General features: G+C 33.4%; 27 protein-coding genes. 5 read left to right on the top strand and 22 right to left on the bottom strand.

The genetic code is table 11. From position 1 onward, the window contains the following. Positions 1-45 precede the first annotated feature (45 nt). Positions 46-606 carry a 5-formyltetrahydrofolate cyclo-ligase gene (locus tag J0J69_RS11025; protein WP_055241810.1) on the top strand — a complete coding sequence of 187 codons (561 nt, stop codon included), beginning with the start codon at positions 46-48 and terminating at the stop codon, positions 604-606. Between the two features lie 26 nt (positions 607-632). On the opposite strand, the gene J0J69_RS11020 is transcribed toward J0J69_RS11025, so the two are convergent. The 6 genes from J0J69_RS11020 to J0J69_RS10995 form a co-directional block, all read right to left on the bottom strand. After that, the gene (locus J0J69_RS11020) at positions 633-1,427 is read right to left on the bottom strand and encodes an AAC(3) family N-acetyltransferase (RefSeq protein ID WP_237252620.1); all 795 of its coding nucleotides are present in this window, start codon (positions 1,425-1,427) and stop codon (positions 633-635) included. A 164-nt stretch (positions 1,428-1,591) separates the two neighbouring features. Next, positions 1,592-2,074, bottom strand: a complete 483-nt coding sequence (locus J0J69_RS11015) for a HugZ family pyridoxamine 5'-phosphate oxidase (protein ID WP_070100313.1) — start codon at positions 2,072-2,074, stop codon at positions 1,592-1,594. 155 nt (positions 2,075-2,229) lie between these two features. Further along, complete coding sequence (locus J0J69_RS11010; protein ID WP_237252623.1) at positions 2,230-2,568, bottom strand: RpiB/LacA/LacB family sugar-phosphate isomerase; 339 nt, start codon at positions 2,566-2,568, stop codon at positions 2,230-2,232. 101 nt (positions 2,569-2,669) lie between these two features. Then, positions 2,670-3,050 carry a desulfoferrodoxin family protein gene (locus tag J0J69_RS11005; protein WP_055241815.1) on the bottom strand — a complete coding sequence of 127 codons (381 nt, stop codon included), beginning with the start codon at positions 3,048-3,050 and terminating at the stop codon, positions 2,670-2,672. Between the two features lie 286 nt (positions 3,051-3,336). After that, positions 3,337-4,716: an MATE family efflux transporter gene (locus tag J0J69_RS11000; protein ID WP_055277399.1), complete on the bottom strand. Its 1,380-nt coding sequence runs from the start codon at positions 4,714-4,716 to the stop codon at positions 3,337-3,339. A 157-nt stretch (positions 4,717-4,873) separates the two neighbouring features. Continuing rightward, positions 4,874-6,202, bottom strand: a complete 1,329-nt coding sequence (locus J0J69_RS10995; RefSeq protein WP_212725039.1) for an FAD-binding oxidoreductase — start codon at positions 6,200-6,202, stop codon at positions 4,874-4,876. Between the two features lie 443 nt (positions 6,203-6,645). Here J0J69_RS10995 and J0J69_RS10990 point away from each other — a divergent pair, with 443 nt between their 5' ends. Next, a complete protein-coding gene (locus J0J69_RS10990) occupies positions 6,646-7,521 on the top strand; it encodes an AraC family transcriptional regulator (RefSeq protein WP_068759370.1) in 876 nt (291 codons plus the stop codon). Between the two features lie 26 nt (positions 7,522-7,547). Here J0J69_RS10990 and J0J69_RS10985 read toward each other — a convergent pair whose 3' ends face one another. The 11 genes from J0J69_RS10985 to J0J69_RS10935 form a co-directional block, all read right to left on the bottom strand. Then, positions 7,548-9,779, bottom strand: a complete 2,232-nt coding sequence (locus J0J69_RS10985) for an alpha-galactosidase (RefSeq protein ID WP_055277393.1) — start codon at positions 9,777-9,779, stop codon at positions 7,548-7,550. 390 nt (positions 9,780-10,169) lie between these two features. Beyond that, positions 10,170-10,961, bottom strand: a complete 792-nt coding sequence (locus J0J69_RS10980; protein ID WP_070099787.1) for an HAD family hydrolase — start codon at positions 10,959-10,961, stop codon at positions 10,170-10,172. A gap of 224 nt (positions 10,962-11,185) precedes the next feature. Continuing rightward, on the bottom strand, positions 11,186-13,615 hold the full coding sequence (locus tag J0J69_RS10975; RefSeq protein ID WP_212725931.1) for a glycoside hydrolase family 31 protein: 2,430 nt from the start codon (positions 13,613-13,615) through the stop codon (positions 11,186-11,188). A gap of 611 nt (positions 13,616-14,226) precedes the next feature. After that, complete coding sequence (locus J0J69_RS10970) at positions 14,227-14,478, bottom strand: ferritin family protein (RefSeq protein ID WP_212725036.1); 252 nt, start codon at positions 14,476-14,478, stop codon at positions 14,227-14,229. A gap of 51 nt (positions 14,479-14,529) precedes the next feature. Then, positions 14,530-14,688, bottom strand: a complete 159-nt coding sequence (locus tag J0J69_RS10965; protein WP_212725034.1) for a ferritin family protein — start codon at positions 14,686-14,688, stop codon at positions 14,530-14,532. A 165-nt stretch (positions 14,689-14,853) separates the two neighbouring features. After that, a complete protein-coding gene (locus J0J69_RS10960; RefSeq protein WP_212725033.1) occupies positions 14,854-15,441 on the bottom strand; it encodes a hypothetical protein in 588 nt (195 codons plus the stop codon). A 276-nt stretch (positions 15,442-15,717) separates the two neighbouring features. Next, positions 15,718-16,095 carry a VOC family protein gene (locus tag J0J69_RS10955; protein WP_212725932.1) on the bottom strand — a complete coding sequence of 126 codons (378 nt, stop codon included), beginning with the start codon at positions 16,093-16,095 and terminating at the stop codon, positions 15,718-15,720. Positions 16,096-16,166: 71 nt separating this feature from the next. Then, positions 16,167-17,090, bottom strand: coding sequence for a ribonuclease Z (locus tag J0J69_RS10950; RefSeq protein WP_212725933.1), 924 nt, complete (start codon positions 17,088-17,090; stop codon positions 16,167-16,169). A gap of 352 nt (positions 17,091-17,442) precedes the next feature. Beyond that, positions 17,443-18,705 carry a helix-turn-helix transcriptional regulator gene (locus J0J69_RS10945; RefSeq protein WP_212725934.1) on the bottom strand — a complete coding sequence of 421 codons (1,263 nt, stop codon included), beginning with the start codon at positions 18,703-18,705 and terminating at the stop codon, positions 17,443-17,445. A gap of 195 nt (positions 18,706-18,900) precedes the next feature. After that, entirely contained in the window at positions 18,901-19,164 is a 264-nt protein-coding gene (locus tag J0J69_RS10940; protein WP_055241839.1) for a spore coat protein, read from the bottom strand. Between the two features lie 12 nt (positions 19,165-19,176). Continuing rightward, a complete protein-coding gene (locus tag J0J69_RS10935; RefSeq protein WP_055277181.1) occupies positions 19,177-19,356 on the bottom strand; it encodes a hypothetical protein in 180 nt (59 codons plus the stop codon). A 158-nt stretch (positions 19,357-19,514) separates the two neighbouring features. Between J0J69_RS10935 and J0J69_RS10930 the strand changes: the two genes are divergently transcribed. Further along, positions 19,515-19,775, top strand: coding sequence for an alpha-helical endospore appendage domain-containing protein (locus tag J0J69_RS10930; protein WP_055277182.1), 261 nt, complete (start codon positions 19,515-19,517; stop codon positions 19,773-19,775). A gap of 26 nt (positions 19,776-19,801) precedes the next feature. Here J0J69_RS10930 and J0J69_RS10925 read toward each other — a convergent pair whose 3' ends face one another. From J0J69_RS10925 to J0J69_RS10905, 5 genes are all read right to left on the bottom strand, one after another. Beyond that, positions 19,802-20,602: a sugar phosphate isomerase/epimerase family protein gene (locus J0J69_RS10925; protein WP_212725935.1), complete on the bottom strand. Its 801-nt coding sequence runs from the start codon at positions 20,600-20,602 to the stop codon at positions 19,802-19,804. A 27-nt stretch (positions 20,603-20,629) separates the two neighbouring features. After that, a complete protein-coding gene (locus tag J0J69_RS10920; RefSeq protein ID WP_272875238.1) occupies positions 20,630-21,100 on the bottom strand; it encodes a nucleoside deaminase in 471 nt (156 codons plus the stop codon). A 340-nt stretch (positions 21,101-21,440) separates the two neighbouring features. Next, positions 21,441-21,641 carry a cold-shock protein gene (locus J0J69_RS10915; RefSeq protein ID WP_055241847.1) on the bottom strand — a complete coding sequence of 67 codons (201 nt, stop codon included), beginning with the start codon at positions 21,639-21,641 and terminating at the stop codon, positions 21,441-21,443. Between the two features lie 298 nt (positions 21,642-21,939). Further along, entirely contained in the window at positions 21,940-23,301 is a 1,362-nt protein-coding gene (locus J0J69_RS10910) for an MATE family efflux transporter (protein ID WP_212723854.1), read from the bottom strand. Positions 23,302-23,303: 2 nt separating this feature from the next. Next, a complete protein-coding gene (locus tag J0J69_RS10905; protein WP_055241850.1) occupies positions 23,304-23,762 on the bottom strand; it encodes a MarR family winged helix-turn-helix transcriptional regulator in 459 nt (152 codons plus the stop codon). Positions 23,763-23,901: 139 nt separating this feature from the next. Between J0J69_RS10905 and J0J69_RS10900 the strand changes: the two genes are divergently transcribed. After that, positions 23,902-24,657: a threonine/serine exporter family protein gene (locus J0J69_RS10900; RefSeq protein ID WP_055277192.1), complete on the top strand. Its 756-nt coding sequence runs from the start codon at positions 23,902-23,904 to the stop codon at positions 24,655-24,657. Positions 24,658-24,667: 10 nt separating this feature from the next. Further along, entirely contained in the window at positions 24,668-25,123 is a 456-nt protein-coding gene (locus J0J69_RS10895; protein WP_212725249.1) for a threonine/serine exporter family protein, read from the top strand. Positions 25,124-25,316 lie beyond the last annotated feature (193 nt).

The following is a 25,316-nucleotide window of genomic DNA, read 5'->3' as shown; positions in this document are numbered from 1 at the left end:
CTGATTGAACATAAAATGAGCATAATCAATTTTTGAGGTGAGAATATGAAAAGTAAAAAGCAACTACGCCAAGAAATTATCTCTCAACGTCTCCAATTAAGTGCAACTGAAATCTTAGAAAAAAGTAAACAAATCCAACAAAAGGTCTGCCATCATCCTTCTTTTTTGAATGCACCAATCGTTTATACTTACATCGATTATCGTCATGAAGTATCCACAAGATTAATCATCGAAACAGCCTGGAAATTGAATAAAATCATTGCTGTCCCTAAAATTATTGAAGGTGAAATGAAATTTTATCAGATTCACACCTTTGATGATTTAGCAACTGGTACATTTGGAATATTAGAGCCTGTGACGAATGAGTGTATCTCTAATAACGAGGGTCTTATGATTATGCCAGGTGTCGTATTTGATATTAATTGTCATCGAATTGGTTATGGAAAAGGTTTTTATGATCGTTATTTAAATCGTTATCCTACTTTAGATAAAATCGCACTAGCATTTGATTTACAAATCGTTGATCAAATAGAAACCGAATCACACGATGTAAATCCGCAATTTGTCATAACAGAATCACAAATTTATTATAAAAAAAAGGAGTAAGACATTTCATGTCCTACTCCCTAATTTTAATTTAATTTTAAATAATCCGTAGCAAAGTCTATCAATGATCGATAATCTAGTAAGAAGCAACTTCCTCCACCAACTGAATACTTTTGTACATTAGTTATTTTTTCATAAGCCGCTCCTAGCTCATTAAATTGACTAGAATCTAACGCTAAATCTTCAAACTCTACTAATGCACGTTTTCCATTTTCAAGAATTACTGCTTCATGAGTTGTTTTTGTACGACAATTAGCTAAATATTCAGCTAAATGAAGTGCTGTTAACTGAGTATAATCTACACCTAAACATAAAATTTTGGCATCTTGTGCATATAATTTTTGTAACGGTGAATTTTCCCCAAACATTGATTGTAATTGATGATTAGCCATAAACCAATCTGCTTTTCTTCCTGACGCTAAATAAGAAGCAATTGGATGTTCACTTCGACAAACGTTTCGATTTCTTGCGAAAGTTTCTGAAACATCTCCTGCTAAAATCGGTGACACTTCCGAATCAAAGGCTGGTGTGTGTTTATAAATAGTCGATTTCCATTTCTTTGGTAATGATTCATCAAAGAAAGTTGGACATGTTTGGTTAATTGAATGAGCCGGCATAATAATCGTTGTATGATAACCTGCCACCTCATAAATTGCTTCGATAATGGTTTGTGCTCCACCAATAACGTAATCAAATGATTTTAAATCTGTATAAACAATTAATAACTCTTCACTAGCAAGATTTAATTGTTTTAAAAGCTTTAACCAATCTGCCTTTGTCACTGGCTTTGTTGTTTTACTAATTACGTCTATCGATTTCATGATGACTCCATCCTTCCCTTGTGATGATATGATTAAAATACCATCACCTTTAATTCTCTTCTCTTCTAAATCTTAATCCATCGATAAGTTTAGCTAATACCCCACTGCTAACTTATTACTGTTATTTTACATAAAAAATTTTTAATTGAAAAGAGTCTAATTACTCACAATTTTTGGAGATGTACTTGATGAGCGGTCCCTTCTCCACCGACTGGACTTAAACTTGGGATACCATTTGAATAATTAATATCAAAAGCTTGTCCAAATCCTTTGACTAATCGCCCTTTTTTTAATGTTAATTTGAAGAATCCAAAATCCATGGTACGAAGACGCTCAATCATTTTATGATCATGGGCTTCTTTAAACCATTCATAAACTTCCTCCTCCTCTTCTACTAAAGTTGCAGAAGCAACAAAAGAGACGCGTTGTCTTGCAAAAATAGTTTTTGCCTCATGTTCATCTTCGATAATCATAATAGCGCAGGCTGGATTAGCCACTAGATTATGATAATGTTCTGCTGTTTGACTAATATAGATGTAGATATCATGGCCTCTCATAATATAGGGCGCATAACTAATGAATGGACTGTGATTACTCGTTAATGTACTTAACATTAATGTCTTTTGACGTGCTAATAATTCTTCCATTTAATTATCACCTTTCTTTAGTTCATCACTTCTTATTAGCCTCGCACATGTTTTTGATTAATCTGGATGACTTTCTCCACACGTGTTGTATATTTTTTGATGTTCGATAAATAGTCAGTAGAGAGCTAGGTCTTAACAATCTCGAGAGCAAGGGCCTAGCTAATAAATTTACCATCAAGGCAAATAACGTTGGGATTTGAATGCGAACGTGCCAAGCTCGTACAAAAGGGATCTTGGCAGACAGCTGCAAAAATTCCAGGAAGTTTATTTACAATCATTGCACTTCCATAGCCTAAGCCGTCTACTAAAATTTTACGCTCTACTTGCCCTTCACTAACAGCCACTGAAGCGGGATAAACGTAATCTGGTAAATCACATGATTCTTCATGATTCGTTTCAAAATCAATAACCTCATGTCCTTCATTTTGTAAATAGATTTTAATCTCTTCTTTTAATTCGATACCTGCATGATCACAGGCCATCCCTATCTTCATAAAAACACCTCACTTTAATTTCTGTCTTAGACTTTGTATTTTACAAACTTTTATACAAAAAAAGAGCCGGATTCAATCCGACTCTCATCTATTCATGAAAATTATAATGTGATTGTAGCTTTCCAGATTCCGTGTAAATTACACCAAGCGTAAACTTCAACTTCTCCTTTGAAATCTCCTAATGGGAAGATTGCTTCTGGTTTTTCAGTTGCGTTGATTGAGCGACGTAATACTAAATCTCCAGCTTTAACAGCTACAAATGGGATCCAGTGTTTTTCGATACTTGGGTGTTCAACTTCACCAACACATACTTTTAATACTCCATTTTCAGCTGATAAAACTGGCATGTGTTTTTCAACAGCAGCATTAGTTGAGTTTGGTACTAACTCTTCCATTGGTTTTCCATCACAAGTTAACGGTGCAGGTTGTCCCGCTACTACTTCAACAACTGTTTGACTTTCAGGGCAAATATAAAATTTCATTGTTATTCCTCCATTCAATTTTGAAACTCTAAATATACTTATATTATAACCATTAACTATCTCTTCTTCAAACATAATGCACTTTATTTTCCAATCTAATAGTCAGGGATTCACGAAAGTTTAAATCATGAATATATAAATCATGGTTTATTATTGGAATCATCTGTTTACTTTTATCCATTTAAATAATAAATCACATCATATTTAGGTTTCCTTTTTTATTATAAACATTTACCTTAGAAAAAATCCAACTTCGAAATAAGAAGCTGGACTTACATCTATTTTATTAACTGTTCTCTAATTTCAATTCTTTTAATTCTATTGATTGAGCGGCATGTTTAGCTTGCAGCTTTGGCATCGTTTTAAAGTATGACCATAGTAACCAAACAGTGGCTCCTATCCATGCGAATGGACTAGCCAAACAAACCCCTTGATAACCTAATAATCCTGGTAAAGTAAAGGCGACTAATGTACGCATAATTAATTCCATGACCCCTGCAAACATTGGAACAACGGTATTCCCAATTCCTTGTAATGTAAAACGATACAAGAATAATAATCCTAAAATTGGGAAGAAAATCGAAACAGTGTTTAAATATTGTTGTGATAATGGGAGGGCATCCATATTTTCAGATGGGATAAATAATTGGACGATATAACTACCAAATAAAACAACGATTACCCCAGCTAAAGCATTTGTAATTAAGGTAATCCATGTACATTGGCGAACTCCTTGACGAACACGTTCAATTTGTCGTGCTCCTAAGTTTTGCGCTGAATATGTTGCCATTGTCATTCCCAGTGCAATCCCTGGTTGAACAACTAACTGCTCCACTTTACTTGCTGCCGTAAAAGCTGCTACTGTTGTTGATCCAAAACTATTCACAGCAACTTGTAAAATCATTACTCCAATCGCTGTAATCGAGTATTGAAGTGCCATTGGTAATGATACAAACATTAGCTCTTTGACAAGTAATGGATCATATTTAAAGTGTTCTTTTTTCAATGCCAAAATGTCAAATTTCTTTAACATGTAGAGATAGCATAAAAAGCCGGATAGTCCTTGTGAGACAACAGTCGCAATGGCAGCTCCAGCTACTCCCATCTTAAAATTAATAATTAAGATAAGGTCTAAAACAATATTGGTAATTGATGCTAAGATTAAAAAATAAAGCGGCGTTTTACTATCTCCAAATGCACGTAATAATGAAGCTAGTAAGTTATAAACAATCGTCGCTACTAATCCCCCAAAGAAAATGATGACATATAATGAGGCCTCGTCCATAATATCGGCTGGCGTATTCATCAACTGTAAAATAGACTTAGCCCCAAGTACACAAATAATCGTTAAAACAACAGTTGCAATAGCCGATAAATAAATCGACGTTGCTGTTGCTTTTTTTATTCCTTCTTCATCATTCGCTCCATATCGTTGAGAAACAATCACTGAGAATCCATGGGTTAATCCATTAACAAATCCTTGTACTAAAAAAATTAACCCGCCTGTTGATCCAACAGCTGCTAAAGCCTGCACCCCCACAAACTGCCCAACAATCGCTGTATCAACCATACTATAAAGTTGTTGAAATAAGTTCCCAATTAAAATAGGAACCGTAAAAGCAAGAATTAACTTTGTTGCATTTCCTTTAGTCATATCCGTCATCATGACATTTATCTCTCCTTTTTAGCGTTAAAATGATTAAACTTTACACTTCAAAATTCCTTATCATCTTATCAGTCCAAGGGATGAGTGTCAATGTGATTTTGTCTTATTTTAAAACTATCATTTTGACTCAAAAAAAGCGGATACTTTATCCGCTTTTTTATGGTTTTATGGCTTGTTCAAAGTTAAAAATCCCTTCAGGATCATACTTTCTTTTAACTGCTTTTAAAGCTTCTAAATTATCTCCATAATAGTTCTTTTCATAATCACCCGGTTGCACAATCGGGAAGTTAATGAATGATCCTCGTGTATAGGTTGCTAATACATTAAAACGTTCTAATACCCATTCATTATTAATAGCTCGGTACTTTGGATCTTCCCATACCGATTGGAAACCAAGAATAAAGGAAGCATCACGATAATAAAAAGCTGTCTCATCTTTTTCTATATCAGCAATGGCACCACCTAATCCATAGAACGTAATTGCTGTATATAATGAACCTTGTGCACGTTCATCAATTAAATCTAACATGGTTAATAATTCATCGGCACTATAATCACGATGAATAAAACGTCCACCTGAACGGTACATTTCAAACTCTGGATGGCTATCTTGAATCTCACGATTCGCTTGTAAAACAGTCATATAGTCAAAATCAAAATCAGTAGCATCTTGGAATAAGGATAGCAAGTCTTGAGCTTCTTCTTTTGAACCATAGAAAAGTCCTGTTAACTTTACGCCTTTTCCTTTCGTTTCAGAATTATACATCGCCATCTTTAAATTCAAACGACGATCTAAATTTTTAAAGAATCGTTGATAACGAAGCGCGACATCAACCACTTTGGCAAATCCAACGTGTTTATAATCAATATTGATTAATGTTGCCATTTCTATTTTTTCTGGTAAGCGATACGTTAATGACGTCACCACTCCAAAGTTTCCGCCACCGCTACCGCGAAGCGCCCAAAATAAATCTTCATGTTGATTAGCATTTGCCACGATTAATTGCCCTTCTGCAGTAATAACCTCAGCTTCAATTAATTGGTCACAGCCTAATCCAAATAATCGGCTAGAATATCCCCAGCCACCACCAAGTGTATAGCCAGCAACTCCTACCGTTGGACACCCACCACCTGGAAAAGGATAACCCGCTCCACAAACAGCCTCATACAATTCACGATTACGAACGCCACCTTGAACTTTAACGGTTGTTTCATTTAACTCAATGCGGTTCATACAACTAACATCAATGACTAATAATTGATCCCCTGTTGAATAACCTTCATAATGATGAGTTCCTGAACGAATTCGAAATGGAACTCCGTATTGCTTTGCCCACTTGATTGCCTGAATAACATCTTGATTCTCTTGGCAGTACACAATAACTAATGGGTGTTTCTCAATCGCACGATTCCAAGATAAACAACATTCTTCATAATTAGGACTTTCCTTAGTGACAACGACTCCACTCAATGCATTAAAATCCATATTTAATACCTCTCTTTAACTATGTTATAAGATTCTAATAATCATTACTCTAATTAACGTAATTAAACTTAAAATCTATATACAAACAAAAATAAAATCTACATTTACTACGACAACCTAAATATTTCATAGTTCTGCCGTGGGTACCCTGCCATGCGAAGCATGTTTCCTCCACTAGTAGGGCTTGGGTCACCTGCCATGTGAAGCATGTTTCCTCCGCTAGTAGGGCTTGGGTCACCTAGTGATTTCTGAAAGAAATCTATTCCTCCACTGCTAGGGGGTTAACTTTTTGCAATGTAAAAAACTTAGATGAACTTATATATCTTTGTTAAGCATATCATAATCATATTTTTTTCTCCAATTTTATTGTTATTTTTTATCTATTTACCATCTTTTACGCTATAATCTTAGTAAAGATGTCTTAGTAATTATGAGGGGATTGTATGTCACTAAGTTATTCATTTTTAAAATTTAAGGATCAAACATTTGAAGATTTCTATTTATTATATTGTGGACATCAAGAGTGTCCATCTTCTTATTCTTTTGGACCGGCAGTTCGACCTAATTATCTCATTCATTATGTATTGAAAGGAAAAGGCTATTACTATGTAAATGAGCGTAAGTATACGATTGAGGAAAATCAAGGATTTTTAATTCGACCAAAGGAGTTAACATTTTATCAAGCGGATGAAGAGGAGCCATGGACTTATTTATGGATTGGATTTGATGGTAGTAAAGCTGAAACGTATCTAAAATATAGTGGATTGGACGAAAAGACTTATACTTTCTCTTGCAATGATTCTGATTTGTTAAAGTCTTATCTCGATCAAATGATGAGGCACGATACATTGAGCCACTATAATGAATTTTCCTTACAAGGATTATTATTTTTATTCTTTGCTGCTCTTGCCAAATCAGCTGAAATTCCATACGAAGAAGATGTAGAAATTGATAATCTCTATATTAGTAAAGCCATTGAATACATTCAAAAAAATTATCAGAACCCTATTTTAGTTGCAGATATCGCAAATTATGTTTCACTTAGTCGAACCTATTTAACAACCATTTTTCAACAAACGATGCATCTGTCACCTCAACAATTTCTACTTAAATTTCGTATTACGAAAGCTTCCGAATTATTAATGAATACGACTCTTTCAATTAATACTATTGCTCATTCTTGTGGATACACAGACCCACTTGCTTTTTCAAAAACTTTCAAAAAAGTGACTGGCTTAACGCCAACTCAATATCGGAAATCTAATACCGAAAACTATTATAAACGAGATACAGATCCTCACCAAAAAGAAAAGATGTAGAAAGTAAATCCTTCTACATCTTTTTATTATTCCGCTGTTAAAACGTAGATACGTGATTGGTAGTCTCCATTTGTCCCATCGTATGGATTTTTATTTTCACCACATGAACCATCTGATGTAATTAAACCAGCATTCATTAACTCATCACCGTAGTGAGTTGTCTCATTAATTGAAACATGGTATTTAAAGTCAGGATTTAATCCTTGTAATTTCACACGACGGAATCCAACATTCACTTCATTTAGTGGACGATAATATCCAACTAATGCTGTTTTTTGGTCTGGTGAAACCATCATCCAGCATGTTTCATTACCTTCAAACGGACTTACTAAGCGATAGAATGTTCCATTGAAGATTGTTTCCCGGTATTCTTTAAAGAATTTAATTTGTTCTTTTACTTCTTCTTTTTCTACATCTGTTAACTTATTTAAGTCTAACTCATATCCGAATGTTCCAAAGTAAGCGACATTTGCACGCGTCGATAATGGTGCATGACGATATAATTGGTGGTTCGGAATAGCTGACACGTGTGATCCCATACTGCTGATTGGGTATACCATTGATGTTCCGTATTGGATTTTTAAACGTTCAATCGCATCTGTGTCATCACTTGTCCAAGTTTGTGGTGCATAGTATAACATACCTGGATCAAAACGTGACCCTCCGCTTGCACATGATTCAAATAAAATTTCAGGGAATTTTGTCGTTAAACGATCATATAAATCATATACTCCTAAAATATATTTGTGGAATACTTTCCCTTGATCGGCAGCATTAGCTACTGCTGAGAAACATTCTGTAATGTTACGGTTCATATCCCATTTTACATACGAAATTGGAGCTTCCCCTAATACCTTTGCCATGGCTTCATAGATATAGTCTACAACTTCTTGACGTGAAAAATCTAAAACGTATTGGTTACGTCCATGACAGGCACGACGGTTTGGTGTTGTTAAAATCCAATCTGGATGGGCACGATATAAGTCACTATCTTTATTTACCATTTCTGGCTCAAACCATAATCCGAATTTGATCCCTAATTCAGTGACACGATTTGCAAGTCCCGTGATTCCGTTAGGTAACTTTTCAAAATTTTTAACGTACCAGTCACCTAATCCTACTGTATCATCTTCACGGTTACCAAACCATCCATCATCTAAGACGAATAATTCAATCCCTAAATCTTTTGCATCTTTGGCAATTGACACAATTTTATCTTCATTGAAATCGAAATATGTGGCTTCCCAGTTATTCACTAGAATTGGACGCACACGATCTCGCCAATATCCACGGCATAAACGTGTACGATATAACTCATGATAAGTTTGACTCATTCCATTTAAACCATTTTCACTATATACCATGACAACTTCTGGTGTTTGAAACTCTTCACCTTGACTTAGTACCCAGTTAAAACGATTTGGATGTAATCCCATCATTACACGAGTTGTGCCATATGTATGAACTTCTGCTTGTGCTAAGAAGTTTCCACTATAAACTAAGCTAAACCCATAAACTTCTCCATCAAATTCAGTTGTATGTGGACGTTTTAAGGCTAGAAATGGATTATAGTTTGAACTACTAGCTCCACGCATACTATACACAGCTTGGATTCCATGTTCTAATTTACGATTTTTAACATAACGCTCTCTTGACCATGCCCCTGTTAATTCAATCATTTCATAATCATAGTCTGGTAAATCAACAGATGCGCTCATCGCACTTGTTAATGTGATTTGCTCTTCTCCTAAATGTTTGAAGCGGGCATTACGAGTAATAACCGGACGTGTTTCGTAAATAGTATAAGTTAATACTAATTTAGTTTGAATTAGTTCATCTTTTAATGTAACTTCTACTGTTGTTGCTTCTTCATCAACTTCAACATATGTTGCAGGTAATTTATCTGAAAGTCTTGGTTTTCCATTATAAATACAGTGTGAAACATATTCAAAGTTTGTAATGTCACTTCCGTTTTGTTGTAAGATTTCATAGGCAGGATATTTGAAATCACCTGTTCCATAGCAAGGATACTCTTGTTTAATATGCTCCATTGAGAAGCTCATATTTCCTTCGAACGCACAGGCTGATAATGGACGTGGACGTTCTTCTAATAAATGTGCAAATGAGTCATTATGACGAATTTTTTTACCGTAGTATAATTGCCCTAATTGGTGATTTGGTAAGATATTCATGATATAGCTTACTTCATCATTGTATAAATGAAACTCTTTCGTTTGCTCGTTAAATAAAATCGGCATGGTTCCCTCTCCTTATTCTTCATTCATCTAATCTTTCAGATTGTCCTGAACATGCCTTCATTATAAACGAGGAACCGTTTTCTTACCATGTTTAGATGTTATAGATATATGGTTAAATGTATGGTCTTTTATAGTAAAATTTACTTTTTTACACAATTCCAAGCCAATATCTTTAAGAACAAAAAAAGATCCAGTTACAAAAGGTAACCGGATCAAGTTTTTGAGGTTATTAATAATTATTTGAGGGGGTAATTATTAAATACTCTTGAGGGGATAAATTACTGTTTAAAAAAAGTCTTGGCAAGGACTTTATTGTATTGTTTTACAGTTGTCTCTCTGAGACATTTTCATTATCTCACACGACTTTTTTTTAGACAAATAATATGCTTTTTATTTTTTTAAAAAATGTTCTATTGTCGTAATCACTCCAAATTCATCATTGGATGGGGCATTGAAATTACAAATAGCTTTTAAATCTTCATGGGCATTTTCCATAGCATAACTATAATAACAAGTTTGCATCATCTCATAATCATTTAAGTAATCTCCAAAAGCCATTGTCTCATCATAAGAGATATTATATTTCTTTTGGATTAGACGCATGGCTTCACCTTTATTAACCGTCGGATTCATAATATCTACCCATTGATGTCCTGATAGCGAAACTTTAAAGCTATCATTCAAATGTTTAACATGCATGTAAGTATTTATTTGCGCATCCTCTGTATCAAAAATAGCTATTTTACAAATTCTATCTCTCTTTGCAGCTTCAAGTAAATCATCCACACGTTCACAACGAGCATAATACATATCTGCATTTTCATTAAATTCTTCATGAGTATCCTCAATATAAGCTGATTCTACTCCACATAGAATTGGATAAGCATTTTTGATTTGACGAATCATTTCAATCAATTTCACAATATCTTCATATGCCATTGCATCACAGAAAATATTTTCTCCTTTATCAAAGACAAGCGCTCCATTCTCACAAATAAATGTTACTTCATCTTTTACAGACTCGAAATCTTTTAATAACGTATAGTATTGACGTCCACTAGCTACCGCAAATTTAATCTCACGTTCATGCAACTGATCAATTATATTAAACATATGTGGAGGAAACTTCTTTTCACTTGTTAATAATGTTCCATCCATGTCTGTCGCAATTAATTTAATCATTCTTATTCTCTCCTTTTTTATGAATCCTTCTCAATCAAACTGTATACCCTTTCTCTTTATACCATTTTTTTATAACGAATTGTCAAGATAAATGCGACAGTTTTTGCGATAGTTATACATGAAATTAAAGTCTCATGCTATTTTAGAGGGAAAAACACCACAATTTAATCGTGAAATCAAAAAACCTTAGAAATGAATTTCACTTCATCTCTAAGGTTTTAATCTTATTTTTCGTCATCCATTTTTGCTTTCAATAAGATAGATAGTACAGCTTGTTTGACTTCTTCATGAATTGGCATAGCTAGTGTACGTATCATTCGTTCATTGATCGTCAAGTTCTCATCTAAAATTCCGTAGAAATATGGTTCAAACTTTTGTTTATCCGTCATTGGGATCGTTGAATCTTGAACTAGCTCAATAATTGCTTCATTCACATCATGATGATAACCATATAAATCTTCACTTGTGATGAAAACTTCAACTACATCCGTATACGAATAATTTGGTAACTCTACACTTAGTGTTGAAGTGACTTTATCGTAAGAGGCTTCCGCCTTGATGATTTCATCATTGATCTTAACGACAATATCTGCCTCTTGACTCACACCTCTAAATTTTAAACAATATTCACGCTGTGTTGGTAAAACGGATACGTCTCCCGCTACCGGTAAGATCTTAAATGTTAAATCATTTCCTTTTGCATCCACAGCAAACGTTGTCATTGCATAAGCCCCTTGTTCGTATTCACGACTTTCTCCATCATCTTCATATAAGTTAAATGAATTTTGACCTTTTCCAAAAATTAAGATATCCATCTTAGCTGGATTTTCAATGGAATTATCATCATGTTTTGCTAACGGAATAATCGCTCCTGCTTTCGCAAATACAGGCATCTCCTCTAATTTCCCATACATCGGATAAATATTATTTCCTTTATAAGGCTCTCCTGTAAAGAAGTTAAAATATTCTCCACTTGGTAACCAAACTTCTGTATAACTACGATTTGTCACATTTGAGCGTTTTGTTAAGTGTGGAGCTACTAATAACTCACTACCAAAGTAATACTCATTTTTATAATCATATGCTTTTTGCTCATGTGGATGATCGTAATAAAGTGGTGTAACTAATGGAAGACCTTCTTGTTCATTTCGCCAAGCCATTGAATAAAGATACGGCACTAATTGATGACGTAGATTTAAATACTGTTTAGCCGTCTTGAATGCTTCATGAGAATGTTTCCATGGTTCACGGCGATTGAAAATCCCACTTGACGTATGCAGGCGGTTAATTGGACTAAAGACTCCATATTGAACCCAACGCGCATAAAGTTCAGAATCATCTAACCCTTGCATATGTCCACCAATATCATGACTCCACCAACCGTAACCTACATTAGCAGCGGTTGCTGTAAAGTATGGCTGATATTGAAGAGATTCCCATGTTACAATCGTATCGCCTGAAAACCCAATGGGATAACGGTGTCCACCAAGACCTGGCCAACGTGAAAAAGTAAAACCACGTTTAGATTGGTTACGTCCTAAATCAAGATAATGTAAATGATTTAAAAAGAACAGTGGATCTAACCCTTTCATACTTGAATTTTGACCTTGTTGCCAGTCAATCCACCAAAAATCAACACCATCGGCTTCCATTGGTTGATGAACTTTATCAAAGTAAGCTTTCATAAACTTTGGACTTGAAATATCAAACTGAACGGCTTGTTCTTCCTCAACATTCACGCCCATAAATTCAGCCACATCTTTATAACAATCTTCATGGCCTCGAATTCCATCGGCTGGATGTAAATTAAGAGACGTTTTTAACTTTTTATCATGTAATTGTTTTAAAAATTGCGTTGGATTTTTAAATAAGTCACGATTCCATGAATAACCGGTCCAGCCACTTCCGTATTTCGGATCAATGGCAACTTGATGCCAATCCATGTCGATAATACAAACCGACAATGGAATTTCTTCCGTTTCAAAGCGAGTCATTAATTGTAATAACTCTTCATCAGAATAACGCCAATAACGACTCCACCAGTTTCCAAGTGCAAAACGTGGAATTAAAGGAGTTTTTCCTGAAACTTTGGCATAATCTTTTAGACATCCTTTAAAATCTGTTCCGTATCCAAAGAAATAACAATCAACTCCTGATGCGGTGCGTGGCTGTAGCCAACCTGATTCGTTAAAAACAAGTGATTTTGAATCATCAATGATGACATAACCATCTCTTGACATTAACCCTTTTTCAAGTTGTAACATCCCGTTCACTTCATCTAATGTTCGAGCCGTTCCTTTTAAATTTTGACCTTCTTCCGTTCCATAACGCCAAATTTTACATGAATATTTTAACTCAATTGATAAAGTATCCCCGCTAAAAGGTTGATTTTTCACATATCGTAAACGTAAATGTTCAGTTGATGCTTCAATGATATCTTCTGTTTCTTTAATCTTTAATGTTGGTACCTCTTGTTCACGATACCAAAACGCTTGACTGGCATGATTTTCAAAACATCCATTCTCCTCATATTCTAATCGAACTAAACGCGAGGTTAAAAAAGAAATTCGATATCGCTCTCCTGCGATGACTGCCCCTGAATTTGCCATCGGTTTAAACGTCACTCTGAACTGCTCACTAATGTACTGTTCCATTTTTACTCTCCATTCTTTATATTCAATCTCTCTTATTTAACAGCTAATACCGCTATCCCTCAAATAAATTGTTGTAGTAATAAGTCGTCACATGATCTATTTTTTATCGTTCATTAACTAATCGAATTGCAATATTTTTCTTCAGTATTCCATAAAGATGTTTATCAATGATGATTATATCAACGACTTAAGGTAATAAATCCTTCTTTAAATCTTAATTTATTTATCCCCTCCGATTTCATCCTAATTAAAGTTTAATACCATACCTAATAATATCATTTAGTCTAACTTTTGCAAATAGCGCTTTCGAAAAATTTTCCACTTAACACCTAGCTTATATTATTGAGTTACATTAGCATTAAAAGTATTTTCTAACAATAAAAAGACATCGATGCTCCCCCTCATTCATTATCAACTAAACGAAAGGGGGAACATCCATGTCTTAACCTCATCTTAACTTATGAAAGATAGATACAATTACTCATAAAAAATGAAATAATAATAAACTGCTTTAGGAAACTATCAACTAAAACAACTGTAAAAAGTAACGTGATGAGATGCTTTGGGTTCAATGAGTTCGTTTACAATAAATTAACATATAAAACTAAAGCTTATTTTTCTAGAGAGCTTCTTAAGAAATATAGAACTTTATCATAGTAAACCACCTGTGCAGTAAAAACATCAACAATATCCCAATATTTATTTTCATCGGCATAAGTAATAATATTATTTGTAAATGCTTTTAAATACTCAAGATTCGAAATTGTAATAGTAATCGCTTCTTGGCTAGAATAAGTACGATTTGAGTCAACTCTATTTAAACGAGTATGGGAATTAGCCTCTTGTAATGTTCCTTCGGGCAATGCTTCTTGAAAACGGATTTGTTCAGCGGTAATATCAATATACTCAAAAATTTAATTATAAACATCCCCCAAATAAGGATGTAAATAGATAAAACCTTCAGCAATTAAGTTCCAGTGAAGAATATGAATATTTCGCTCTGCCACAGTTAAATCTTGTAACAGTTGATTCAGTGCACGATAAAGATTTTGATCTATTTTAAATCCCTCCATCTAATCAATTAAATAACCCAATTTATCTTATGTTTAAAAGTAAATTTGGTGATTCTCAATATATTTACCCAGTTAAATGAGCTTTTTTATGTGTTACATTTAATATTACAATCTATCCTATAAAAAAGCTATTTTGATTGTTATCATCAAAATAGCTTTTTATTTCTACTGAACTTCACGAAGTAGATGTTCGAATGTAATCTCATCAGATTGATATCCCATAACCGCTTTAAAAAAAGCTTCATTATCCTCTAGTACCCAAATTCCGTCTTGTTTATGAAGTGTTAGTTCAATATCTTGGCTGACATATTCTTTTTTAATCGATGGATCATCAATTAGATTAACTAATAAACTAATCTCAAAGTCATCAATCTGTGCAGTTGACTGTAAATTTTGATCTTGCACAGGTTTCAATGTTTGTTTAACTAAACTAGCTTGATAATCATTAAGCAGATGATCCAAATTAATATTACTTATTTGTAGAGAAACGATTGCTGTATCTCCATCAACATGACTCTCTAAAATTTTATAGTTCATGTTTGGTAACACTTTATTTAAAAGAACTGTTTCAACTGATGAATCAGTAGATAATCTAATTGCAACATTTTCTGAATCATAGTGTAATGATTTATAATTATCCAATAACTGCATTACATTTCTTTGTGGAAGATAATTTTGATAAGTAGTAGTAAATAAAACAAATAATACTGCTGGTACAATAATAGCACTAATAAGTCGCACTTTTTTTTCCATATAATCTACCTCCTCAAACGATACCTTATTAGAATTACCAACTTATCTACTTATATTCCAAATACTAAAAATATATTATGCTTTTCTCCTAACAAATTGTAAGAAAATAAAAAAGACTAGCACCCTTTAAGATAACTATATACAAACAGAAATGTTTTCTACGTTTAATACAGCAACCGAAATATGGGATGATCATGCCGTTCAAGGCAGACTATAGTCCAGCTAAAAGTTTTTACGATGTAAAAAACTTATCTAGACTTATATAGTCTATATAAATTATTTATCTTCACGAAGTAAATAAGTATTCCCATCTTGATCTTTAAATGAGAACATTTTACCATATGGCATGACTTGTAATTCACCGACTTCTACTCCATTTTCTTTCATTTGGTCATAAGCTTTTTCAATCTCTTGAGTGCTTAAAATAACATTTGGATGTCCTACGTTAGCAGTTGGATTTTGTTTTTGCATTAATTCTTTTTCATAAATAATGAATGATGTAAATGCTCCTTCATTTGGACGAACTTCCATCCATTTGAAATTAGGCCCCATTGGTTGTTCATGACAAACAAATCCCATCTTCTCTGTCCAAAATTGCTTTGCTTCTTCTTGATTGCTTACATAGATTGTAACTTTTCCAATATAATTAATCATTAATCTAACCTCCATCATTTGGAATATCTATTATTTTACCATATTTATTTCAGAAGAAACAAACAGATGTTCTAGTTTTTGAAATTTAATTGTATGGAGTAGTGATCTTCTCCTATAATGGTTTGTTCAAAAATTGAAGTCGCATTTTCTTTGTAATCCGCCGGATCAGTCATAGCAGCGCCAAAGTGTGTCAGTAATAGTTGATCAACTTCCGCTTTTTTAGCTAAAGTTGCCGCTTCTTCAAAAGTCATATGCTTATTTTTAATGGCTTTATCAATATCTGTTAAACTTCCATATGTTCCTTCACAAATGAATAAGTCACTTTTTTGGATAAAAGGAATAATTTGATTAATTGGACGAGTATCAGTAACTACTGTCACTTGAATGCCTTTTCGTTGTTTACCTAGCACCATCTCTTTAACATAAGTTACTCCTTCATATTCAATCATCGCTTCCCCTTTCTGAAGCCGATTCCATAATAGACGAGGAACTTGATTCTTTATTGCCTTTTCGACATCAAACTTTGGCTGTCTTTTAATATAAATTTTATAAGCTAAACATGGAGAAGAATGTTCAACTTCTAGTGTTTCAATGATCACTTGTCCCTTCAATTGATCTGTTAATCCTTCAATAGATGTTTGAGGATTTTCAATTACGATGACTTCATAAGGTAAATATTTAGCAATAACTCTCGCTGCTGCAACAGCTTCTTTAATTCCCTCTGGTCCAATAATATATAATGGTTGTTGACGACCACTATTTCCAATCGTACCCAATATCCCAGGAAGACCAATTATATGATCACCATGAATATGCGTAATACAAATAATATCTATTGATTTAAAACCACTATTAATTTCTCGCATTGATACTTGTGTACCTTCTCCACAGTCAATTAAAATCTTTCTTCCTTTATATTGAAGCAATATTGCTGATAAATATCGAGTTGGTAAAGGCATTCCTCCTCCACAGCCTAACAGTGTCACCTCAAGCATAGTCGCCCTCCAAAATCAATCTAAAAGTTGTTAATCATATATAGTTTCTCCTTTAAAATAAAAAAAATCCGTTTAATTCCCACATTAAACGGATTTTTAGATTCAACCAACGTACCCCTACGATGATTTAAATTTTATAAAAAGAATGAGAACAATCTCTACCCATATATAACTTATTTAAAATTCCCACCTTTTAAATAAGTCTACTTATCTAAGCTATTTACTCCCAAATTAAATAACTCAGAATTAGTCCCTGTGTACATTACCCTTTGTACATGTCTATAATACTATATAACTATAGTAAAAGAAACAAAAAAAATATCACATAATTATGTGATATTTTGTGATATTTTTAAGGGGCAAAGAAATTATATAAAAAAAGATATTCTTCTCTTCGAAGGGGTGATAACCCTTCAAATCTTTTATACATACTTGTCTTTAGCTCATATAACATTGATTCTGGAAACTTATCAATATCTACTAAGGACTTTAACTCAATAAACAATTCTTTAACTTGATGGATTTGATTTAGTTTGCAATATAAATCTAATTGTTCATCTATCCATAATCGCTTCGTACGAAGACTTTCTGATAGTAGAATAGTCTCTTTCGTTTCACTATAATATTTTTGTGCTTCTTCATACTGACCTATTTCAAAGTAAATACGACCAATTAATAAAGTTGTTATGGCCTTATCTAATTGTTTAGGCCGCAACGGTAATGCTTTTTGCAAAGCCTCCAATGCTTTCTCATATTTTTGAGACTCAAGATAATTCCATCCTAAACTATGATACACATAATGAGAGAAACTAGGAAATTGATTTAGTATATCAGAATCTAATAACTCATATAAGTATTTTCTTGATTTTTCTGCACCTTCTAAACGTCTCATACATAACTCTTTAACAATCAAAGTTCCTACATATCGACCTTCTTTTAAATTATCTTTATTCTTCAATAACTCATTAACAACTTCAAGTCCTAATCGGTATTCTTTGAGGCGATGATATGTTAGAGCTAAATAAATGTGTGCATCACAAACTAACACAGAATCCTCAGTTAATTCTTTCGCTGTTGTACATGCTAAACATAAATTCACTACAGCTTCATCATACTTTCCAATCTTTCTTAGACATCTTCCGAATTTGAAATATAAAGAAGCTGGATTTTGTCTAAACTTTAATGAATTACCAATTGCACGGCGATAATAATAGGCCATCATTGAATAATCTTGGGCTTTAAAATAATATTCACCCATTCGCTCATCAATAAATATCATATACTCGCCTAATGAATATTTTTCAACAATTAGCATAAGTTCTTCATACCTTTGTGGTAATGTTTCTGAATTCAATTGTTGATCTAACCAACGGCTAACTTGTAGTTCAATAGGTAAACAAAATTCTTCAAAGGTATAAAAAGATTCTATTTCACCGTTCGTTAAATTGATGAAAGCATCATAGATATCCCTTAGCGTCTGCTCTGGTGCTTGACGCTTATTTGTTTCAATCATGCTCAAATAATGTTGCGTAATCCCAAAATTACGAAAGCTCCCCTGTTTCAAATTAAATTGTTGTCTAGCTTGACGTATTTTTTCTCCAACTGTTAAGAACAACGAATTCACTCCTAAACTATTTAATTTTTCACTAGGTTGTTTCTATATCATTAATAAAAATAACATACTTTCTAAATTTTTACCAACAATTATTCTTATATTTCCATTTTATTAGACAATATAAATAATCAGATTAAAACTATTATTTACTCTTTATGAAAAAAAGATTCATCTTAATTCGATGAATCTTTTTTATTAATTTTGACCTTGTCCAGCAGCTTGAGCATATTTTTGTTTAACTTGATCAATTTGTTGTTGCTCAGCAGATTGTGTCGGATACCAACCCTTTTGTGCCATTAAGTTATAAATTTCATTTTGCATACATAATGTATCATTTAAAACTTTTTCGAATGTTGAATGAACATTTAATGTTGATGACTCAATTGTTCCGTGTAAATAAAGGTCAGCTGCACCCTTTACGACTAAAAGTACATCTTCCATTAAATCACGATCGTTCATACTAATCCCTCCTTACTGATTTAATAGTTGATAAAATTGATCAAAGATCATTTTATGTTTATTAGCTAAACGCTCTACTACTACTTTTAACTCTTCATCTTGAATTTGAGTCGCACATTGACGACATTTTTTCTCCATATGCTGAGCATGTCCTAACGCATCTTGAATATATAAAAGTTCTTTTGGACTCATTGTTTCACCTCCTCATGGATTATCTTCAGTATTTATCAAATAACTCTAGTTATACGCGATAAAATCATTGTCTTTCAATAACACCTTAGATTCTCCTCGCATAACATAAAATATAAGTATCTTTAATTTTTAACAATCGTAATAAGGAGGAAATTTATATGTTATCGTCTGATCAATCAAATCACAATCAAGCAATTAATAATTTGATTGCCTCTATCGCTTTACAAGAATCCTTTTTTTCAGATGTCATTTATAATGAATCACAACGATTAAATAATATCGTTAATTCCCAGGGGATAACCCCAGATGAGTTATACAATGCAAAACTTTGCTTAGATGAGATTTCTCAAGCAATTTCGGGACTTGAACGAATTTTACAAGCTAAAATCGAATTTTTTGAATCAGAATTTTCACAATGAAAAAAACCTCCAATATGGAGGTTTTATTATTTAAAAATATGCTTTTCTTTTAACTTCGCCACTGAATGAATTAATGACTCTTTTGTCTTAACCTCGATTAAAACACTTGCCTGATTTTCACTCGCTATTTGTAATTTTTCATTTAAATCAACTTCTCCTGTATAAAGTTCTAAGTGATCATTTCTCCCTTTTGCGTCATGAAGATGAATATGCTTAATAGATGAACGATGATTTAACATAAATTCTCGATCCGCGTGTGATGAAATATAATCATGACCCACATCCCATGTTAAACAAAAACGCCCGCTTTTAAGCAATTGATTGACAGCTGTTTGAATGTGAGGCCGATGTAACAAACCGGTATTCTCAATTGAGATATGAACGCCTGTTCCCCCTAGCCAAATATCAATCAATTCTAGACTAGATTTAATATTAGATAAATATTGCTGTTGATATTTACCGTATAACTCAATTTTTTCTGTTGGAAGTGTAAAATGGACGCCTGGATTCATATGAATATTTAAAATTTTACATCCTAAGCGATCAGCAACCCCAATCGCCTCCTCTAAAACTTTCAAATGGGCTTCACGGACATGACGATTAAAATGTCCTAAGTCTAAATCTTCAGGTAAATGCAGAGTAAACTCTATCCCATACTGATCTTTCAATAAGTTTAGATAATGAACATTCATCGTTTCAGGTTGGCACGATGGTAAATTACAATTTAACTCAATAAAATCAAGCCCCAATTGTGAGCAAAGTCGAACATTTTCTTCAACCCAGTTTAACTCGATGAGTTGGGGCATACCATAACTCACCCTTTGCATAAGATAGCTCCCCTCCTTTATACCTCCTTAATAGGGCACTTTATCTTCTTTTTGATACCAAATTTTAAAGGCTTCTAGTGCTTCATCTCTTAATAATTCTTCAAGAATAATAGGTGGTTCAGTTAGTGATTTATTTTTTAGATAATGATAAATAAATTCATCTGCGAATCCTATTTCTTTTGCGTCATGAACATTACATCCGTAATATACCTTTTTAATTCCTGCCCACATAATAGCAGATAAACACATCGGACACGGCTCTGATGAGGTAACTAAAATACAATCACTTAAATCAAACCTTTGTAGTTTTTGTGAAGCTTGACGAATCGCATTGATTTCAGCATGTGCCGTTGGATCATTTGTTTTTATGACCGTATTATGAGCGACTGCTATCAGTTCGCCATCTTTTAAAATAACGGCACCAAATGGACCTCCTTCACCTTGATTAACGCCGTTCACCGCTTCTTGAATACATAATCTCATAATATTTTTCATCATTTTCTCTGTTCCTTTAATACATAGACATCTCTATTTATCGAAAGTTGTCACTAGTAGCCCTTTACAAGTTAACGATTCACTTATTCAGCTCATTTAAAAGAGTTTATTTCCCTTTCGTCAATCATCAAGGAACAGCCCCTCCCCTCTCTTTGTTATCTTATATAATGAAAATAAAGCTCCATTATTTTCAATCCCATCAAATCTTCCAATATCTATCACTGTATTTATTGCCCTATATTAAATATATACACATAACTCCAATTTTAGACTAACCAAATCAAATAAAAAAAGGCTGTGAATAGATTCTCTATTCACAGCCTTTAAGCTAATGAGTTAAAAATTATAATTTAACGATGTTAGCTGCTTGAGGTCCACGGTCACCTTCAACGATTTCGAAAGAAACTTTTTGACCTTCTTCTAAAGTTTTGAATCCTTCACCTTGGATAGCTGAGAAGTGAGCGAATACATCGTTTCCACCTTCAACAGTGATGAATCCGAAACCTTTTTCTGAGTTAAACCATTTTACTGTACCTGTAGTCATAGTCAAGTACCTCCTGAGATATTTTATTTCTTAATGCCATATTTCAAAAAATTTCAATCAATGTTCGAGTTCAACACTACCACAGTGGTTCAAATTTAAATAAAAAAAGACTATTAAGTTAAATTAATTGTATCATACACAGAAAAAATAAGCAATCTAAAAAGATTTCCTCAACAATAAAGCGACCGTCATTTTTCGACAACGGTCGCTTTTAATTAATCTCTTATCCACTTTATATATTCTATATATTATATGTCCATTCAACTGATTGGTACCTATAACACTCACAAGCTTAATCTTAAGATTGCCCTGATTCTTGTTGATCTAACTCTTTAAACGTTGCTCTTAAAAGAATAGTTGACATCAGTAAAGTAATTAGATCACTAATAGGTTGAGCAAAGAAAATCCCTTCTACTCCAAAGAAAATTGGTAATATAATAATAAATGGAACTAAAGCAATCACTTGTCTTACAAGCGTTAAAATAATAGAAGGTTTAGCTTTTCCAATCGCTTGGAAAAAGGTGATGCATAAGAGCACAAATCCCACAATCGGAATCAAACTAAAGTTCACTCTCAAGGCTGTTACCCCTAAAGACATTAAATCTTCATTTTGTCCACCACCAAATAAATAAACAAGTTGAGATGGGAACAGTTGAACCAGTATCCAAATAATCGTTGTAATAACGATGGAAATTAAGCACCCTGTTTTCATCATATATTTGACACGAGGATATAATTTAGCTCCATAACAATATCCTAGAATCGGTTGCATCCCTTGACTTAGTCCACTCGCTGGCATAAGAACGAAAGTCATAATACTTGAGATAATCGCGTAAACAGAAATGGCTAAATCTCCGCCATACTTTCCAAGATACACATTATAAATTAAACTAATGAATCCAAAGGCAAACTGTGCAATGAATAAAGCAACCCCTAATTTCGTAATTTCTTGAATGATTGACGGATCTAATTTAAAATCATTTTTTTTCGGCTTTAAAATCGTCTTTCTTCCAAAGATGACCCATAATCCAATTAAAGTCGAGATAACTTGTCCAATGACCGTTGCTAATGCAGCGCCTTGAACACCCCATCCAAAACCAATAACGAAAATCGCATCTAGAATAATATTAACAATCGCGCCACTTCCAGTAATCAATAAGGCTAAAAAAACTTTTCCTGAAACACGAGTAAAATCATTCAATACAAATGTTAATCCTTGAAAAACAGACCCAAAGACAACAATGTCATAGTATTGTTTAGCCATTGGGTACACAACATCACTTGCACCAAGTAGTCGTAAAAATTTTTGACCTATTAAAAGTAATAAAACAGTCACAACTAATTCTAAGATTAACACATAGCTAAAGGCATTTCCAAATGCTCGATTTGCCCCTTCCATATCTTTTTCTCCAAGTTTTAAAGCAAACAATGTTCCACCACCGGCACTTGCTAAAAGTCCAATTCCAATCATAATAAAAGTTATCGGAAAACAAACTGATAAGGCGGCTAAACCTAAATCTCCAACATAATTTCCAACAAACATTCGATCGACAATGTTATAAATCGCACTAATCAATAATGCAATAATAGCTGGTGTAGAATAAGTCATAATAAGAGGAAATGCTTTACTTTCCTCCATCGGATTATTCATTACCTTCATTTTTATTCCTCCCCAAATTTAATTGAAGCTTGCTTCATTTCTTTTGATATTTCCTTCATGGTTTCAATCGTTAATTGACAACGTTCAGCTCCAACCTTCTCAATCAATTGATCCAAGTGCTGATGATAATTCATCACATAATGTGTCAATGTCTCCTTCCCTCTTTCCGTTAAGTCAACTTGAACAATACGTTTGTCTTTTAGAGATGGACATTTAGTTACCATGTTCATTTCCTGAAGCTCATTCACCAATTTCGTAATATTAGGTGAACTAATCTTTAATCGCTTACTTATATCAGTTACTTTGACTTCCTCCTGAGTGACTTTTAACTTTTCAATCATTTGTAAAACTTGCAAATGACTTTTTCGAAGAGTTCCTGGTAACGTTGGTAAATACTCAACAATTTTTTTAGCTTCGAAAAACATATCAACTAAATCACTGATTAACTGTTCATTTCTCATCAAGTTTCTCCTATTTTATTTAATCTAAATATATATGTAACATATATATTTTATATAATTAATTACTAGATTTGTCAATTTCAAAGATTTTTGTCATTATTTCGTTTGCTTGTGTTATACTTTCCGTGAGGTGTTAAATATGGATTTTAATAAATTATTAAATGTAAGTACTCAATTAGGAAAAATGCTTCTTGAAAATGGAGCTGAAATATATCGCGTCGAAGAATCGATTCAACGGATGGGACTAGCTTACGGTGCTAAAGAGGTCGATGTCTACGCTGTGCCAACGACCATCATTATCACGATTACAACGCCAGAAAATATTAATATTACAAAGACAAAAAGGATTCATGATCGCTCAACTAACTTAGATAAAGTTGAACGATTAAACAATTTATGTCGACAAATTTGTCAAACAACACCAGAGTTGAAATTAGTTAGAGAAGAATTAGAAGTCATTGCAAATCGTCCTATTTATAGCTTCAGAGTTCAATTATTAGCCTATGCCATCACGTGCTCAACTTTTACCCTCTTTTTCGGTGGAACACTTCTGGACGCTTGTTGTGCACTTTTAATTGGACCGCTCATTAAGATTGTTTCATCTCATCTGAGTCGATTCCGAACAAATCCATTTTTCATTACCATCTTGTGTAGTTTAATGTGCGCTTTTTTAACAACATTTGCTTGTGATCTTGGAATAGGACAACAAGTGGATAAGATTATTATCGGTCTTGTCATGACATTAGTTCCGGGAGTAGCGATTACTAATTCAGTTCGTGACGTCATTGCAGGTGACTTTATTGCTGGCCAAACAAAAATGACAGAAGCGTTACTAACAGCTACCTCTATTGCACTCGGAACTGGGATCGCTTTATCTTTAGCATCATACTTCTAGGAGGAATTCGATGAAAATCTTGCTATCTTGTTTATATTCATTCATAGCTACCATTGGTTTTTGTGTCATCTTTAATATTCGTGGAAAAATGGTCTTCTTTGCCTCATTTGGTGCAGCTTTAGGGTGGCTTGCGTTTGAGCTATCAGCATTTTTTGGAACTGATTTAAGTCAATATTTCATCGCAACCGTTGTAATTGCTCTTTATGCTGAAATTATGGCTCGTCTGCATAAAGTACCTGTCACAGTTTACTTAATTGCCGCATTAATTCCACTCGTTCCAGGTAGCGGAATTTATTATACAATGGAACACTTTATTGATGGAAACATTGACGCCTTTTTATCCACATTTGTCCACACGATTGCTATTGCAGGATGTTTAGCCTTTGGTATTCTACTCGTATCATCACTCGTTCGTCTAACTAATCGAATCAAATTAGATAAAAACAAAAGAAAAGTCGCTCGTTAATTTAACGGCGACTTTTTTTCGTATTTAATAAAATTACATGTTTTTTTATATATAAGAAGGTGTCATTATTTAACATAACACAATACTAAAGAGAGAATCTAATCGTTTTCAAATAGTTAAATCAAATGGTTATCTAAATTTAAAAAAGGTGAATTTATTCAAAGGTAAATCATATATACACTTACTTCAAATT

This window comes from Turicibacter bilis (assembly GCF_024499055.1).
In the GTDB taxonomy this organism is placed as follows: Bacteria; Bacillota_I; Bacilli_A; order MOL361; family Turicibacteraceae; genus Turicibacter; species Turicibacter bilis.
The sequence above is the reverse complement of the archived record's forward strand: the minus strand, read 5'-3'. Positions and strand labels throughout refer to the sequence as shown.

Bases quoted from the DNA above. Each gene is read 5' to 3' on its own strand.
- J0J69_RS11025 (WP_055241810.1), top strand. From the start codon at position 46: ATGAAAAGTAAAAAGCAACTACGCCAAGAAATTATCTCTCAACGTCTC.
- J0J69_RS11020 (WP_237252620.1), bottom strand. From the start codon at position 1,427: ATGAAATCGATAGACGTAATTAGTAAAACAACAAAGCCAGTGACAAAG.
- J0J69_RS11015 (WP_070100313.1), bottom strand. From the start codon at position 2,074: ATGGAAGAATTATTAGCACGTCAAAAGACATTAATGTTAAGTACATTA.
- J0J69_RS11010 (WP_237252623.1), bottom strand. From the start codon at position 2,568: ATGAAGATAGGGATGGCCTGTGATCATGCAGGTATCGAATTAAAAGAA.
- J0J69_RS11005 (WP_055241815.1), bottom strand. From the start codon at position 3,050: ATGAAATTTTATATTTGCCCTGAAAGTCAAACAGTTGTTGAAGTAGTA.
- J0J69_RS11000 (WP_055277399.1), bottom strand. From the start codon at position 4,716: ATGATGACGGATATGACTAAAGGAAATGCAACAAAGTTAATTCTTGCT.
- J0J69_RS10995 (WP_212725039.1), bottom strand. From the start codon at position 6,202: ATGGATTTTAATGCATTGAGTGGAGTCGTTGTCACTAAGGAAAGTCCT.
- J0J69_RS10990 (WP_068759370.1), top strand. From the start codon at position 6,646: ATGTCACTAAGTTATTCATTTTTAAAATTTAAGGATCAAACATTTGAA.
- J0J69_RS10985 (WP_055277393.1), bottom strand. From the start codon at position 9,779: ATGCCGATTTTATTTAACGAGCAAACGAAAGAGTTTCATTTATACAAT.
- J0J69_RS10980 (WP_070099787.1), bottom strand. From the start codon at position 10,961: ATGATTAAATTAATTGCGACAGACATGGATGGAACATTATTAACAAGT.
- J0J69_RS10975 (WP_212725931.1), bottom strand. From the start codon at position 13,615: ATGGAACAGTACATTAGTGAGCAGTTCAGAGTGACGTTTAAACCGATG.
- J0J69_RS10965 (WP_212725034.1), bottom strand. From the start codon at position 14,688: ATGGAGGGATTTAAAATAGATCAAAATCTTTATCGTGCACTGAATCAA.
- J0J69_RS10960 (WP_212725033.1), bottom strand. From the start codon at position 15,441: ATGGAAAAAAAAGTGCGACTTATTAGTGCTATTATTGTACCAGCAGTA.
- J0J69_RS10955 (WP_212725932.1), bottom strand. From the start codon at position 16,095: ATGATTAATTATATTGGAAAAGTTACAATCTATGTAAGCAATCAAGAA.
- J0J69_RS10950 (WP_212725933.1), bottom strand. From the start codon at position 17,090: ATGCTTGAGGTGACACTGTTAGGCTGTGGAGGAGGAATGCCTTTACCA.
- J0J69_RS10940 (WP_055241839.1), bottom strand. From the start codon at position 19,164: ATGAACGATCGTGATTTAATGGAAGATGTACTTTTAGTCGTAAAGGGT.
- J0J69_RS10935 (WP_055277181.1), bottom strand. From the start codon at position 19,356: ATGAGTCCAAAAGAACTTTTATATATTCAAGATGCGTTAGGACATGCT.
- J0J69_RS10930 (WP_055277182.1), top strand. From the start codon at position 19,515: ATGTTATCGTCTGATCAATCAAATCACAATCAAGCAATTAATAATTTG.
- J0J69_RS10925 (WP_212725935.1), bottom strand. From the start codon at position 20,602: ATGCAAAGGGTGAGTTATGGTATGCCCCAACTCATCGAGTTAAACTGG.
- J0J69_RS10920 (WP_272875238.1), bottom strand. From the start codon at position 21,100: ATGATGAAAAATATTATGAGATTATGTATTCAAGAAGCGGTGAACGGC.
- J0J69_RS10915 (WP_055241847.1), bottom strand. From the start codon at position 21,641: ATGACTACAGGTACAGTAAAATGGTTTAACTCAGAAAAAGGTTTCGGA.
- J0J69_RS10910 (WP_212723854.1), bottom strand. From the start codon at position 23,301: ATGAAGGTAATGAATAATCCGATGGAGGAAAGTAAAGCATTTCCTCTT.
- J0J69_RS10905 (WP_055241850.1), bottom strand. From the start codon at position 23,762: ATGAGAAATGAACAGTTAATCAGTGATTTAGTTGATATGTTTTTCGAA.
- J0J69_RS10900 (WP_055277192.1), top strand. From the start codon at position 23,902: ATGGATTTTAATAAATTATTAAATGTAAGTACTCAATTAGGAAAAATG.
- J0J69_RS10895 (WP_212725249.1), top strand. From the start codon at position 24,668: ATGAAAATCTTGCTATCTTGTTTATATTCATTCATAGCTACCATTGGT.